The organism is Tessaracoccus palaemonis, assembly GCF_019316905.1.
Lineage (GTDB): Bacteria > Actinomycetota > Actinomycetes > Propionibacteriales > Propionibacteriaceae > Arachnia > Arachnia palaemonis.
The window spans coordinates 223,827-238,375 of the sequence record NZ_CP079216.1 but is presented as its reverse complement, the minus strand read 5'-3'; the positions used below and the strand labels follow the sequence as shown (position 1 = coordinate 238,375).

The 14,549-nt window shown below is 67.0% G+C and carries 7 protein-coding genes and 1 CRISPR repeat array (1 of these 8 only partly in view); of the genes, 1 reads left to right on the top strand and 6 read right to left on the bottom strand.

The window, feature by feature from the left end:
* Nucleotides 1–5,345: direct repeats of the CRISPR family, unit length 36 nt; unit sequence CCCGCAATGGAGCCCGGCCGTTGAGGCCGGGAAGAG (it extends 771 nt beyond the left edge of the window).
* A gap of 166 nt (nt 5,346–5,511) precedes the next feature.
* Genes cas2 through cas7g form a run of 6 tightly spaced genes read right to left on the bottom strand, consistent with a single transcriptional unit; the run spans nt 5,512 to nt 13,923 of the window.
* Entirely contained in the window at nt 5,512–5,796 is a 285-nt protein-coding gene (cas2, locus tag KDB89_RS01010) for a CRISPR-associated endonuclease Cas2 (RefSeq protein ID WP_219082666.1), read from the bottom strand.
* Between the two features lie 6 nt (nt 5,797–5,802).
* The gene (cas4g/cas1g, locus tag KDB89_RS01005; protein ID WP_255556091.1) at nt 5,803–7,482 is read right to left on the bottom strand and encodes a CRISPR-associated endonuclease Cas4g/Cas1g; all 1,680 of its coding nucleotides are present in this window, start codon (nt 7,480–7,482) and stop codon (nt 5,803–5,805) included.
* Nucleotides 7,479–8,441 (bottom strand): type I-G CRISPR-associated protein, Cas3-extension family, encoded by a 963-nt coding sequence (locus KDB89_RS01000; RefSeq protein ID WP_219082664.1) that lies wholly within the window; start codon nt 8,439–8,441, stop codon nt 7,479–7,481. The genes cas4g/cas1g and KDB89_RS01000 overlap by 4 nt, the downstream gene beginning before the upstream one ends.
* A complete protein-coding gene (gene cas3g, locus KDB89_RS00995; RefSeq protein WP_219082662.1) occupies nt 8,438–11,350 on the bottom strand; it encodes a type I-G CRISPR-associated helicase/endonuclease Cas3g in 2,913 nt (970 codons plus the stop codon). Before cas3g ends, KDB89_RS01000 begins: the two co-directional genes overlap by 4 nt.
* On the bottom strand, nt 11,340–12,776 hold the full coding sequence (gene csb2 / locus KDB89_RS00990) for a type I-G CRISPR-associated protein Csb2 (RefSeq protein ID WP_219082660.1): 1,437 nt from the start codon (nt 12,774–12,776) through the stop codon (nt 11,340–11,342). The genes cas3g and csb2 overlap by 11 nt, the downstream gene beginning before the upstream one ends.
* A gap of 1 nt (nt 12,777) precedes the next feature.
* Nucleotides 12,778–13,923, bottom strand: coding sequence for a type I-G CRISPR-associated RAMP protein Csb1/Cas7g (gene cas7g, locus KDB89_RS00985; protein ID WP_219082658.1), 1,146 nt, complete (start codon nt 13,921–13,923; stop codon nt 12,778–12,780).
* A gap of 454 nt (nt 13,924–14,377) precedes the next feature.
* On the opposite strand from cas7g, the gene KDB89_RS14535 reads away from it, so the two are divergent.
* Nucleotides 14,378–14,509: a hypothetical protein gene (locus tag KDB89_RS14535; RefSeq protein WP_255556090.1), complete on the top strand. Its 132-nt coding sequence runs from the start codon at nt 14,378–14,380 to the stop codon at nt 14,507–14,509.
* Nucleotides 14,510–14,549 lie beyond the last annotated feature (40 nt).

Sequence of the window (14,549 nt, the reverse complement as noted above, 5' to 3'; positions counted from 1 at the left end):
CCGGCCGGGACGCGGGCGCTCCTGATCTGGTGCCCGCATTGGAGCCCGGCCGTTGAGGCCGGGAAGAGGGTCTTGGTGTCGGCGCGGAGGAGCGCGTCGACGTTCCCGCAATGGAGCCCGGCCGTTGAGGCCGGGAAGAGGCGATCCAGCTGTTCCTCGGGCTCGTCAACGCGATCCCCCCGCAATGGAGCCCGGCCGTTGAGGCCGGGAAGAGGAGCGCCCGGCCGGGACGCGGGCGCTCCTGATCTGGTGCCCGCAATGGAGCCCGGCCGTTGAGGCCGGGAAGAGCGGTGTCGTCGGGCGGCAAGCAGACGATCTACACCTGGTCCCCGCAATGGAGCCCGGCCGTTGAGGCCGGGAAGAGGCGACATTTCCCGCGCATCGCTGGCGAACGTTCGCCTCCCGCAATGGAGCCCGGCCGTTGAGGCCGGGAAGAGCTGAGCGGGCGTCTGGGTGGCCGTCGCCTCTGGGGTTCCCGCAATGGAGCCCGGCCGTTGAGGCCGGGAAGAGGAGGGCCTCGAGGAAGTCCTCGACGGCCTGCGCAAGATCCCGCAATGGAGCCCGGCCGTTGAGGCCGGGAAGAGCTGGGTCGGGGAGTCGCTGCTCAGGTCGGCATACAACCCGCAATGGAGCCCGGCCGTTGAGGCCGGGAAGAGGAGATGCTGCGCGAGCGGCTCCGCAATCGCAAGACCGACCCGCAATGGAGCCCGGCCGTTGAGGCCGGGAAGAGCAGCCCAGCTCGGGCTACTACTCCGCTGCCGTGCAGTGCCCGCAATGGAGCCCGGCCGTTGAGGCCGGGAAGAGTGGACCGTATCGAGGTGTTCCAGCTTCGGCGTGTGTCCCCGCAATGGAGCCCGGCCGTTGAGGCCGGGAAGAGTCGGACCTGCGCATTCTTCCCGGCGATGTGTGACGTCCCGCAATGGAGCCCGGCCGTTGAGGCCGGGAAGAGCCAGAGCAAATGCCTGCCACATATCCTGGGAGAATCCGTACCCGCAATGGAGCCCGGCCGTTGAGGCCGGGAAGAGCTGGCTGGCAGACCGTGTGGACTCCGGGAAGGAGCGGCCCGCAATGGAGCCCGCCCGTTGAGGCCGGGAAGAGTCACATCCCAGCCGGCGAACGGGTTCGGGATCGGGGTCCCGCAATGGAGCCCGGCCGTTGAGGCCGGGAAGAGTCACGACACGAAGCGACGCACGAGACCCCAGCCGAACCCGCAATGGAGCCCGGCCGTTGAGGCCGGGAAGAGTCGACGTCATGGGCGCGTGGGACTCGGTCATCGACAACCCGCAATGGAGCCCGGCCGTTGAGGCCGGGAAGAGCGCCAAGGCGGCGGTCAACATCAAGGCCGACCTGACCGCCCCGCAATGGAGCCCGGCCGTTGAGGCCGGGAAGAGGTGGTTGCCATGTCGGGCTCCTTTCGGGGGAACGACCCGCAATGGAGCCCGGCCGTTGAGGCCGGGAAGAGCTGCCGGTGTCGCGGGCGTTCTCGCCGTTGCCCTGGCCCCCGCAATGGAGCCCGGCCGTTGAGGCCGGGAAGAGGTCCGTGGTCGGGACCTCGTTGCCGTGCACGGCGTAGACCCCGCAATGGAGCCCGGCCGTTGAGGCCGGGAAGAGGGGCAGGCGGCTGTCGACTACGGCAAGGTTGCACACCCGCAATGGAGCCCGGCCGTTGAGGCCGGGAAGAGGCCGGCTTCGACGAGCCGTGCAACACGCGCGAGGTGGTCCCCGCAATGGAGCCCGGCCGTTGAGGCCGGGAAGAGGAGAGCCGCCTAGACGCCGAGCTGTGGGCCGCGCGCCCGCAATGGAGCCCGGCCGTTGAGGCCGGGAAGAGTCGACTGGTCCCTGCCCGCCGAGCGGATCGCCGACCGCCCGCAATGGAGCCCGGCCGTTGAGGCCGGGAAGAGGCGGGAATCCTGGCCGAGTACGGACTCCTTACCCGCCCCGCAATGGAGCCCGGCCGTTGAGGCCGGGAAGGAGCGGTGGTGAGCTGGAACACCACGGAGCCGAGTGCGGTCCCGCAATGGAGCCCGGCCGTTGAGGCCGGGAAGAGGCTCCAGGACGCTACGGGGTGGGCGCAGTACTGCGCCCCGCAATGGAGCCCGGCCGTTGAGGCCGGGAAGAGGGAGATTCGGAGATAAGCAGGTAGGTCGGCGTATCGCCCCCGCAATGGAGCCCGGCCGTTGAGGCCGGGAAGAGCCCACGATTGCGAAGTCGCCCTCGAGGGCGCCCTCCACCCCGCAATGGAGCCCGGCCGTTGAGGCCGGGAAGAGGCGGGCAATATCAGAGCGGAGGCGGCGCGGCGTGGGTTCCCGCAATGGAGCCCGGCCGTTGAGGCCGGGAAGAGTTCCTGTCATCCACCTCGTCAGAGAGGTCGATGAGGCGCCCGCAATGGAGCCCGGCCGTTGAGGCCGGGAAGAGTCGTGGTCCTTGCCCAGGTGCGGCTGCGACAGGTCCCCGCAATGGAGCCCGGCCGTTGAGGCCGGGAAGAGCGCCATGCCCCTTCAATCGCCAGCCATCCTGGTCGTGGATCCCGCAATGGAGCCCGGCCGTTGAGGCCGGGAAGAGGACCGGGTGTCGATATTCAGAAACCTAGCCGAGCCGGCCCCGCAATGGAGCCCGGCCGTTGAGGCCGGGAAGAGCTGGATGTGGTAGCCGAGCTTCCGGGCGGAGGTCGCCCCGCAATGGAGCCCGGCCGTTGAGGCCGGGAAGAGGTCCCGGACCCGCCGGTCAGGGTTCCGCCGGCGTCGTCCCCGCAATGGAGCCCGGCCGTTGAGGCCGGGAAGAGGCCGACGACGAAGGCGCGGCCGCCAAGGCGGAGTTCCTCCCGCAATGGAGCCCGGCCGTTGAGGCCGGGAAGAGTGTACGCCGTCCGCATCGAATCCGACGCGGGTAGCTGCCCGCAATGGAGCCCGGCCGTTGAGGCCGGGAAGAGTCGACAGCCCCGGCATCCTCCGCCACCCCGGCATGTGGTGCCCGCAATGGAGCCCGGCCGTTGAGGCCGGGAAGAGGGGGGTTCCTCATCTGCATTGCGGGCTGTTCGTTGAGCGCCCGCAATGGAGCCCGGCCGTTGAGGCCGGGAAGAGGTTGACATCGGCACCGAAGGGGCTACAGTGGCACCCCCGCAATGGAGCCCGGCCGTTGAGGCCGGGAAGAGCTCGGCGGCGCGGCTGTCGTTCGCGGCGAAGTCGGGGACCCCGCAATGGAGCCCGGCCGTTGAGGCCGGGAAGAGTCACTCAGGCCGTGACGGTCTGTCGGGGGTACTTCCCCCCGCAATGGAGCCCGGCCGTTGAGGCCGGGAAGAGTCGTTGCTCATGCCGCCCTCCTTCGGGTGGGCCGGCGCACCCGCAATGGAGCCCGGCCGTTGAGGCCGGGAAGAGGGGTACTCGGTCAGCTCCGGGACGCGCTTGAGACCCCCGCAATGGAGCCCGGCCGTTGAGGCCGGGAAGAGGACGTGTAGACCCACGCGCTCGACCCCGCCGAGTTCCTCCCGCAATGGAGCCCGGCCGTTGAGGCCGGGAAGAGGGCGCGGCGTACTGGCGGATGGCGGCGGAGTTGTACCCGCAATGGAGCCCGGCCGTTGAGGCCGGGAAGAGGGTCGATGGGGCCGGGGCTCTTGAGCGTGTCGAACAGCCCGCAATGGAGCCCGGCCGTTGAGGCCGGGAAGAGGCGACGCGTGCGATCAACAGCGAGTACATCGCGAGCCCGCAATGGAGCCCGGCCGTTGAGGCCGGGAAGAGGTCGGGTTCGTGCTGCGCCTCCACGGGCAGGCGAACCCGCAATGGAGCCCGGCCGTTGAGGCCGGGAAGAGGAGGAGGCCGCGGAGAAGGCGTCGGCGAAACTGACCGACCCGCAATGGAGCCCGGCCGTTGAGGCCGGGAAGAGAAACGGCCTCGCGAACGGGGCCGCCGACCAGGGCCCCCCGCAATGGAGCCCGGCCGTTGAGGCCGGGAAGAGATGAGCGGGCCCTGCGCCGTGGTGATCACTGCAGGGGGCCCGCAATGGAGCCCGGCCGTTGAGGCCGGGAAGAGAACGAGCTGCGATCCCTCGGCACGTGGCCCTCTGTCCCCGCAATGGAGCCCGGCCGTTGAGGCCGGGAAGAGCGGGAACGCGGGGACGACTGGGACGCCATCGCCGCAACACCCGCAATGGAGCCCGGCCGTTGAGGCCGGGAAGAGAGGGCGGGGTGGCTGTTCGTCGCTCGGCACGTCATCTGCCCGCAATGGAGCCCGGCCGTTGAGGCCGGGAAGAGGAGGTCCTCTGGCCGCTGGGAGGTGCGGCATGAGCGGCCCGCAATGGAGCCCGGCCGTTGAGGCCGGGAAGAGCGCCGCGTATGCGCTGTGGTTCGACGGCGAGGCCCCGCCCCCGCAATGGAGCCCGGCCGTTGAGGCCGGGAAGAGGCGGGCTGGCGACCCTCCCCGCCGCGTGGGCCACCTGCCCGCAATGGAGCCCGGCCGTTGAGGCCGGGAAGAGGGGCTGTACCACTACAGCTCCGACGACCGCGACCTGTCCCCGCAATGGAGCCCGGCCGTTGAGGCCGGGAAGAGGCCGCACGGCCCGGTGTCGGGAAGTCGCTCCTCGCCCACCCGCAATGGAGCCCGGCCGTTGAGGCCGGGAAGAGGCAGGGGTACTTCGCCGGTGCGAGTGGTTACGGCCCCGCAATGGAGCCCGGCCGTTGAGGCCGGGAAGAGACCGTCCTCTGGCCGCTGGGAGGTGCGTCGTGAGCGGCCCGCAATGGAGCCCGGCCGTTGAGGCCGGGAAGAGGCCAAGTACCAGCGCGACCGTGCCTACTGGACGAAGAACCCGCAATGGAGCCCGGCCGTTGAGGCCGGGAAGAGCTGGGCGCTCACCGGCTACGAGCTGCTCTTGACACGCCCCGCAATGGAGCCCGGCCGTTGAGGCCGGGAAGAGAGGCCGAGGCGGGCGGCACGTCGATCAGCAAGGTCATCCCGCAATGGAGCCCGGCCGTTGAGGCCGGGAAGAGTCGGTCGAAGGCTTCTCCGCGGCGATCAAGGAGCACCCGCAATGGAGCCCGGCCGTTGAGGCCGGGAAGAGAAGAGGCCGACCAGTGGGTGCCGCTCATGCCCTTCGTCCCGCAATGGAGCCCGGCCGTTGAGGCCGGGAAGAGTACAAGGTAGAGGCGGCGCACGCAGGCGCCCTTCTCGGCCCGCAATGGAGCCCGGCCGTTGAGGCCGGGAAGAGGCTCGGGGCCACCTCCCCGTGGTGACGGCCCGAGCCCCACCCGCAATGGAGCCCGGCCGTTGAGGCCGGGAAGAGCTCGCGGGAGACACGTCGAGCGATCTGCAGGAGGAGCACCCGCAATGGAGCCCGGCCGTTGAGGCCGGGAAGAGAGCTAACCAGAATTGTAGTGCCTGACAAGCACTTACGCATTCTGTTGCGAGCGCTGGGTGCGTTGATGGCGGCAGCGGTGCTCTCACAGGCCGCGAACGACCCCTAGCAGCCGTCTGACAAGGGGTCGAGCACTCACGCTCAGCCACGCGTGCATCCAAGCGCTCGCTAGATGATCTGGTTTCCACGCGACGGCAGTTCCATCCGTTGACCGACGAACGTGAAGCGCGCTGCATCGAGGCTACCAAGGTCGATGATCACCACGGAGTCGGCTGCCAGATTCATGATGCGCTCGGCGTCACGCCGGAGGTGGAGAAGCTCGGTCTTCGTGAGGTCACACACGAAGACCGAATACTGGAGGCGCTCGCCATGAGCCTCCATCAACTTGCAGACACGTCTCAACCGGCTTGGCTCGCGGATGTCATAGGCAATGAGGTGCCGTCGACGGGGCATGTCAACTCACCTCGTCACGAACGGCACATACTCCGGCAGTTCACCTTTGAGATGCGCCGCAAGCATCCTGGCCTGTACCTCCATCGCTCGCCGATAGGTAACCCGGTATCCGAAGTGCGGATGCGTGATCTCGTGCTCCAAGCGCCGTTCATATGCACTGAGTACGACCTTGCGGCCCTCCGACTCGAGCTGGCAACCGGCAGCGTGGATCCGGAAGGAGGCATCGCTCACTTCACCGTTGTTCAGCACCTGAAGAACAACGCTCTCGGCAACCAGCGGGCGGAACTCTTCGGCCAGGTCGAGTGCCAGGGCCGGGCGACCGAATCGGGGACGATGCATGACACCCCAGTAGGGGTCGAGGCCGACTGCGTGGAGCGCGACGGTGAGGTCCTTCGTCAGGAGCGCATAGGTAAACGACAGAAGGGCATTGAGTATGTCGGGTGGTGGACGACGAGCCCTCCCGTTTGCATTGAAGGACCCGACGTCAACCTTGCATCCTGCTCCAACCATGGAGGTGAACTCACCGAAGTAGATGCGCGCAGCAGTTCCCTCAATCCCCAAGAGGCTTGCCGGTGACTCCACTCGACGAGCAGCGCTGCTCATGTCCATCAGTTGATCGATGACTGGGCCGACTTCAGTGCGAGAGTTGCGCCGGAGCATGGTCCGAGAGTTTCTGATCTTCCCCGCGATCATGTTTCTGGCGACGTTCAGCGCGAACTCCGGGTTCGCCGTGTACTGAGCGCGGCGCAACTCCACATTGCGCCCAGGAAGCCCTTCAGCCATTCCTGAGAACCAGCCCCCGAACGAGAACCACAGCACCGGAGCCTCTCTGGACATCAGCTCGCGCATGGCTTGCGCCGACACCGAGACGTTCCCGAACAGACAGACCTGTGACACATCAATGAGTCGATAGGAGGCCTTCGTCTCTCCATCGCTGAAGACCTCCAGACGTCCCCTCCGCACGCCGACCGAGGCACCCTGCAGCGTCACGTACACCGGACGGGAGAGACGGTCTGGGGCCATCACGCGCCGCAGTTGCTTGCGCTCCTTCGCGCGGGTGTTCAAGGCGCTGATCTCGTCCGGAAGGCAAACCCCGACAAGTGAACACCTGGGACACTTGGGGCTACCTCTGAGCGGTGCAGGTGCCTTTGGCTGGCTCGCGGTCGCCCACAGCCGTTCCAGAATGTCCTCCACCTCTGCGACGCCTTCGTCGTCCACCACAACAGCAACACGGCGACGGGACTCGGCGTACCAGACCTCCGCCCTGTCTACTTGATACCCAGCATCGCGGAGGAGCATGGCTTGGACCAGCAGCTGGATCCGGTCACCTGTCCAGGCAGATCCATCGTCATTCGGTCGCCCCTTCTTGTAGTCAACAGGTACGGCGGTGCCGTCGTCGCTGCCTTCAACCAAGTCCAGCTTTGCCGTGAGCCCCAATCGGCTCGACGTCACCCAGACCGAGGTGGCGCGCCGACCGTCCCACGCTTCTGTCTTGTCTGGGAGGTCCCCGCTTCCCTTGTCCACGACGCGGTGAACATATAGCCCCTCCTCCACATCATCGTTCGTGGTGAACTGGGACTGAACCCATTCGAGATGGAAGAGCCTGGGACAGTAGACGAACTCGTTGATCATCCTGGCGGGAACCGTGTCGGGGAGCCCAGGCACGTCTGGCCGGATAGCCCTCATGTGTCGATCGTCCGTAGGACGCCCGCAGACTGCCCCCCAGGCGGCTGATATCTCCGGGAACGGCAAACACTGAACACGCCGAGACTCTGGAGGGCCTCTGTCGGAGAGGACCTCCCGTCGCCGGTCACACATTCCGCCATCGCCGGATGCTCCACTAGTGCCGTCACCCCTGGCGGAGAAATAGGCTGCTCCCACAGGGGGAGTCTCAGCTCGCTGTAGGCGCGGCCTCCAGGCAACTTCGTCGTATGCCACCCGCTGCTGAGCGGACGATGCCTCAACCCGACCGTGGTACGTAGGAGCGGGTAGCTCATCAAAGCAAGCCACGTCGCGCCAGGCACCCCACGCATGTTGGCGTCACCGGAGCCGTCTTCCGCGGAGTCCCACAAGGCCCTGTGGTCGAGGTTTTCGCCGGTGGTGCCTGGCACCCGTCGCCAGCTCATGAGCGCCTGCCGCAGGTAGTCCGGGTTCTTGCGGATGGCCGCTAGCGGTTTGGTCAGCATCGTTGCCATTGATTGCTTGCCTGTCGGCGCCGTGAACTGGCTGATCGCCGCCCGTCCTGTGTCATCGGACGTGAGGTCCGTAACAAGGCTGGCGAGCCAGCGCATGGCTTCCGCACGTTCTCCCTCCGCCATGGGCACAAGGAGCGGAGCAACCGTCTGGCGGAGCTGAGTCTGGGGCGCCCGCAGTCCGTCCGGTGCAGCGCCGGGTGGGGGGAACGCAGGCGCCACACCCGGGAGGACCGAACCTTCATCGATCCGATCGACGATGGTCTGGAGGTCCTTCACGATCTCCTCGACGCTGGTGCGTCGTCCATGGATCACGGCCAACCTGCTAGCAGGATCCCAACTCAGCTTCGCCGATTCATCGGAGAACTGGGCCAACAGCCGGAGAACCCCGAAGGCGGCGAGAATGCCGAGCGGCGAATCGCCTGTCAGCGCCGGGAGTCTGACTTGATTCATGAGCCTTCTCCTGAGACAGTCATGTCCGCACAGCGGACGATCGCTTCCAGCAACGCCAGACCCCAGCGGCCGTACCTGGCGTTCAGCCGCTGGAACCTGGTGGCGTCTTCCAGATCCACCATCTGAGGCACAGCCACGGTGACCTGCGCGCCATCAATCTCGGCACTGATGTCGTGCTGCGCCGTCTCGACAACGGCAGGCAGCAAGGGCCTCGCATGGCCGTGGTGACTGGCAACCAGGTGGAGAACAAGATCGGCGTCGGCAGGATAGGGCGTTGTGAGCTTCTCAAGGTAGTCACGGACCAGGGCTTGCGACCAGGCCTCGTGGCGAGCGCCCCGCGGAAGCCCGCTCCGGCGAAGAGCGTCCCGACGACGCTGAAGATCCCCAGCGTCCATGCCGGACTTCGCCAGAGGCTCTTCCGCCAGTTCGGCCGAAACCCGGTCCCCGCCGAACAGCATCGCCTGGAAGCGTGGATCCGTCTTTCCGAGGTCATGCCACTGTGCAGCATCGGCTACCGCCCGCACCAACTCCTCAGGCAGGCGGAGGTTGCGCGCGATCCCCTCCGCTCGTGCGGCGACGGCGTCGCCGTGCTGCTTGAGCGTCACCCGCCTCTCGAAGATGTGAGTGGTCCCGTCCGGCGTCTCGTCCGATGCCTCGCGCCAGGCGGCCACCTGCCCGCTCGCGGTGGGTTTCATGATGATGACGGATGAGTCTCGAGCGGGAAGAACGGGCAGATCCCGGCGACGACCGCGAGAAGCCAGCTGGAGTTCAGCAGCCGACATCGCGCTCAAGAGCGCGCTCCCTCGCGACTCGCCGTGGGCGACAGGACGAGCCCAGGGGCCAGCCCCCGGCCAGGCGGAACCTGCAAGCCATCGGCGCAGCGCGGCCTCGCCGGACTCCCTCGCGGTGGCAGCCACCTCCGGATCGTCAGAGGTCCGCCAGGTGCGGAGAAGCGACCAGAAGTCCTCGCTGAGCGGCTGAAGACTCAGTCGGCCTGCAAGCGCCTCATCAATACGGAGGGCGGCCTGGCCGCGGTCCAGAGCGGCCAGCTCGGCCACGTCCCTGACGGGGACCTCACTCGCCGGGTTCCAGCCGTACTCGTCAAGCCCTCCGTACTCGGAGGGCACGACCAGGCTGTCGCCGGGGCGGATGAGGCTGGCTGACACCCACTCCCAGCCGACAGTGCCGTCCGGGCGAGCCTCCTTCCGCAGGACCTCGCGAGAGGTGTCTTCGGCGAATGGCGCCCACTCGTCATCGTCCCAGTCGCTGAGCGGAGCGGCCCTGCGCCCGGCCAACCAGAGCCTCACTGCAACGAGGGGCACCTCCACACTCTCCTCTCCACGCACAGGGATCGCCTCGATCCACGTCGACGGATCTGCAGCTGCCGGCGAACCGTCTGCCAATAGAAGGCCGTCGCGCCAGGCGAGAGACACGGGCGCCACGCCACGTTCGATCCCGTGGAGATATGCGTCGAGTGGAGCATCATTCACCGGGGCCGGACTCGTTCGCGTCCAGGCGTCTAGGTGAGCAGGCAGGAGGTACGGCGCCGCCGCTCGCTCCAGCATGGTTCCCTTCGGCGGGCTGAGTCTGCGCAAGGCCGATGGGGAGACATCGAGTTCCTCCGAATCTGCCAGCAGCCCACCCAGATACTCCACGGTAGAGAGTCGCGCATTCCCGTAGACGGGGGGCCGCGAATCATCGTCGTCCACGACCACAACGACCGAGTCGTCACGATCTCCTCGCCGGTTCACGCGCCCGATTCGCTGAACCAGCGCATCCCACGATGAGCTCTCCGTCACGAGAGCCGTGGCATCCAGATCAATCCCGACCTCGACCGTCTGGGTGGCGACGAGGACCGCAGAGGCCGCCGACTCGTCGCGGCCGGCCCCGAAGAGGGCAAGCACCCGGTCAACGACAGCCTCCCGCTCATAAGACCGACTCCGTCCGATCAGCAGGAGTCGCTGAACGTCGGACACCGACGACCTGCTCAGATGCGCGAACACCTCGCGCGCGCGGTCGATGGTGTTGCACACGACGAGAACCCTGGCGCCGGGGGACAATGCCTCCACCGCCACCTCGGCGATCCGCTTCGCAGCGGTCCTCTTCTGGGTCGACTCCATCCGAAGGCGCTTCCGGGCGGTGATCCTTCGGGCCGCCACCGGATCGGCCAAGTGCGCTTGAGCGTCGAAGGCCGGTATCCAGCCGTCGATCTCCTCATCAGTGGTGGCTGTCAGCCTGGTGATCACTGGCCTCGGAGACAAGTCGTGCGGCGGCGCATCAACAGCGGAGGCTGAGGCCAGCGACGCTGTCAGGGCTGTCGCCAGATGAGACTCGTCAACCAGGATGAGCGAGTCTGCCCCGACGAGGGCAGCATCGATGGGACGCCGGCGAGGACTCACGCCGTAGCCCCTGAAGAAGAGGCGGCTCCCCACCTGGTCGACCGTGCCGGTGACGATGGCGGGAAGATCGGGCCTGGACAGCCATGCCGCGTCCCAGGTGGCGCCTCCCCGCATCTTCACCACTGGGAGTACTGGCCGACCGGCCGTGGAACTCGACAATCTCCGGAGCCTTTCGGCGACGAGAGCCGTGACGCTGCCGATCTCTGCGTTGTCAAGCCGGTCTGCGATCCTTCGAGCGTGCTCCTCGGCCTGATCGACGACGATTCTTCGATCGACCACAAGGAAGATCCTTCTACGCGCCAGTCGCTGCGCGGGCGGAAGATCCGCCTCCAACGCGAGGAGGAAAACCGCAACATCGAGCATCGACGTCTTGCCGAGGCCTGTCGGAACGTCTACCAGCGACGGCCAGTGCCCCGCTTCGACGATCTGACGCGGCAGGTCCTTCTGCCAAGGGAACGGCTCGTGGCCATGGACCTCGCGGAAGAACTCGGGGAAGTCCTCACACCTCATCAGCGCCTCCTTCAAGACGTCGCTCAGGTTGCAGGAGACCGATGCCGAAGTAGCGTCCGGCCCCGACAAGGACCGGCCCCTCCACCTCCGGCCCGAACGTGATCCGCGCGTGGCAGTAGAGACGTCCCCTGGACCTACGTGGAAGGTCGCGAGGTGTCAGACGCACCCCGCCAGTTGTCATGGCCTCGCGGCTGACTTCGACCTCATCCGGTTCTGGGTAGCCCGCGTTCACCACGCTCTCCAGCACGGCCTCCGCCAGATCGCCGTTCTTCGGATACCTGTCCAGGACAATCGGAGTCGCAGTCACCCATTGCCGTGACGACCGTAACCAGTGGCTCACCGTCGCGCTGCGCGGAAGCCGCTCATCGGGCCGGTACTTCAGCTCGAAAGGAGACCGATATCCCGGCACCGTGAGCTGCACTGTGCCATCTGCCTCAGGGCCGAGGATCCCTCTGAGAATGCGGCGCCGTTCAGCCTCATCCATGCCGGGCACCGCCACCGCGAGGCCCACAAGATGACCATCGGAATGGGGCGAACCGCACACAGGGAGGCCCAGGTAGGCGACGTGCGGGTTCCCGTCGAACCCATGGCCGTGCAGGGCAGGTGGCAGAGGATCGCGCGTCTGGCGCATCACCATTGACCTGAGAGCAGCTGCAAATGTCGCGGTCTGGCTCCCGCTCGGCGGTCGTCGATCCGTGAATCGCAGGACAACGAGATCGCTGTAGCGTGACGTGAAGGAAGGAAGCGCGACTGGGATGTCCTCCCCGATCCTGCGGTAGCCGCGACGCGCTACCGCGTTGTCGCTGGCCTGCCACGCGGAAAGACCGGCTTCGAAGAGGCCGTCCAGCTCATCGATGTAGCCGGGATACGGCACCCGAAGCTGACGATCGCCCCCTTCGGACGGAACGAAGGCGCTCAGCCCATCGGGCACGCGCACCTCGGTCACCCGTTGCACTCCCATGAGCACCGGGGACGTGGACCGTCCCAGGTACGGCACACGACGTGCCATCGAGTCCAGATTCGCCAGCTCCGCATCAGACAGGATGTCCTCCGGATCCCAGATCATCTGGATCCGTGGATTGGCCGGAAAGACCGAGCTCCGTTCCCGCAGACCGCTGGTGCGCCCTGGGTGGCTGAGGTTCCCGATCGCACCGTCGTCCCTTTTCTTCTTAGGCGCCAGATACGTCTTGTTGGTCACCACATACGTGCGGCTACGTCCTGCACCGAACTCGGCAGCCGCGTGGACAGTGGGCGCTGGAAGCGATTCTAGGGACCGCAGCACGGGGAGGTCCTCGTCCCCCGCGACAGACCGCAGCGCCGCAACCACCCTCCCCGGGTGCGGCGGCCACTCGAACGAGCGGGGATCCTGTCCGGCGCCTGCGTCGTAGCGGTCAGCCACCAGGAACACATCCAGGCAGATGGCCACGTCACTCTCCCGCGGACTCGGCCTTGGTGAGGCTGAAGTCGATGGCCTTGGATAGCGCGCTTGATGGCGTCAGCTCAACCGGCTCGAGGGCCAGCGCCACCCCGGCAGCGACAGCGGCGTCGAGCGCCTCGCGATAGAGAGCGATCGCCTCGTCCTGCGTGAGGGAGAACTGCTCGACCACACCGCCTCGACCGACCCACTCGAGCGTCTCCTCCTCGACGACGAGTTCGCACCCGCTCCGGAGCCAGACTGACGCCCCACCCAACGCAAGCCGGTCCGCCAGCAGGGCGAACGCGGCCAGGTAGGCACGGGCGGCGGTACCCTGCTCCGCGGTCGCGCTGCCGAACGCGATTCGCCTGAGGCCTGCGAGGCTCAGGGTGGCGAACCTGGTCGCCCCGCTGATGGTCACTCCTCCGTGGGCCTCGTTCGGCGCGATGTTGCCGTGCCCGATCTCACTGAGCTTCCCCTTCGCCGTCTTCTGCGAAGCGCTCGAGTAGCTCCACTCATCACCCTCTCCCGATCGGCTTCCGACGAGGTTGAGGGGGTCCATCCGCCCGGCCTTCCGGGACCCGACGACGGGGTCCCAGCCCACGATTTCGCTCTGGTAGACACGGGGGAACTTGGCCTGACGCCCCTTGCGATGGCTGTTCCAGCTGCCGAATGTGAGACTGCCCGGGTCATGCTCCAGGACTGCCCTCGCGTCGGCCAGCGAGGCCGCCTGCAGTGCCTTTCCCATGGCGGTCTTGTCGAACTTCTCGCCGTCGATCAGCGAGTCTCGCCAGTAGGCATCGAAGACTCTGTGTGGCGCGGTGAAGCTGGTGATGACAGCATGCTCCGCGCCGTCATGGGTGAGGCGAAGCATGGGCACCTTCACCAACCCGGCACCCTGAGCCGCCGCGACGGCCTCCTCCCCACGGTTGGCCTGGGAAGGCACCTGATCGAGCACGGCCGCCTTGCGGATGGCGCCATTGCTGATCCGCTCCTCCAGCAGGTACGGCGAGGACTCCTCGCGGGTGAGGGGGAACGTGGGCGGGAAGACCTTCGCGCCGGGACCGCCCGCCGGCTGGTAGGTGGTGTTGATCCGAACGAGCGCGAAATCACCCCCCTTCAACTTGGCACTGAGGGAGTCGAGGGTGAGCTGAGCCATTGCGGAGAACCTCCTGGTCTTTTTGTCAGTGCCAACTTCTACGGTGGCACTACGACGGAGCGTAGCAGTGGTTGCCCACTCTAGCAAGGGCCAACCCATAGTCATTACTGCGAACCATTTTGGCACCGCCGAGGGCGGGTCACGCCCTAGATGGGGCGTGACCCTGATGCCTGGGAAGTATGGGTGTCCCCCATGGTCATGACAGCACCGCAATGGAGCCCAGCCATCTGGCACGAGCCTAATGCCCTCGGTTCCACGTTGATTCTGGCGCGCCTTCTGTCGGCCGACCCGATGCCCCTGCCGTCATCAGCCACCCGTCCAAATGTGGTAGAATCGTCAACGTTGCAAGCGCGTAGAGGCGTCTCATCTCCCCGGAGTGAGGCGCCTTTGTCATGACCGACACCTGTCGTTCACGGCTCGATAAGCGCACGCGTCGCAGCAGCTGGAGGTACTCATGACCAACGAGCCCATCACGTTTGATCCTGCGTTCAAGGACATCGCCCGCGAGGTGTCGCGGCTTGTCAGCCGCATCAAGTCCGCCCTCGGTTCCGACGGACGCTCCGCGGCCCACACCACGGGCCACTGACAATCTGACCTGAACCCGGTTCGGGTAGGGCCCCGGATGC

Bases quoted from the DNA above. Each gene is read 5' to 3' on its own strand.
- KDB89_RS14535 (WP_255556090.1), top strand. From the start codon at position 14,378: ATGACCAACGAGCCCATCACGTTTGATCCTGCGTTCAAGGACATCGCC.
- cas2 (WP_219082666.1), bottom strand. From the start codon at position 5,796: ATGCCCCGTCGACGGCACCTCATTGCCTATGACATCCGCGAGCCAAGC.
- KDB89_RS01000 (WP_219082664.1), bottom strand. From the start codon at position 8,441: ATGAATCAAGTCAGACTCCCGGCGCTGACAGGCGATTCGCCGCTCGGC.
- cas4g/cas1g (WP_255556091.1), bottom strand. From the start codon at position 7,482: ATGAGGGCTATCCGGCCAGACGTGCCTGGGCTCCCCGACACGGTTCCC.
- cas7g (WP_219082658.1), bottom strand. From the start codon at position 13,923: ATGGCTCAGCTCACCCTCGACTCCCTCAGTGCCAAGTTGAAGGGGGGT.
- cas3g (WP_219082662.1), bottom strand. From the start codon at position 11,350: ATGAGGTGTGAGGACTTCCCCGAGTTCTTCCGCGAGGTCCATGGCCAC.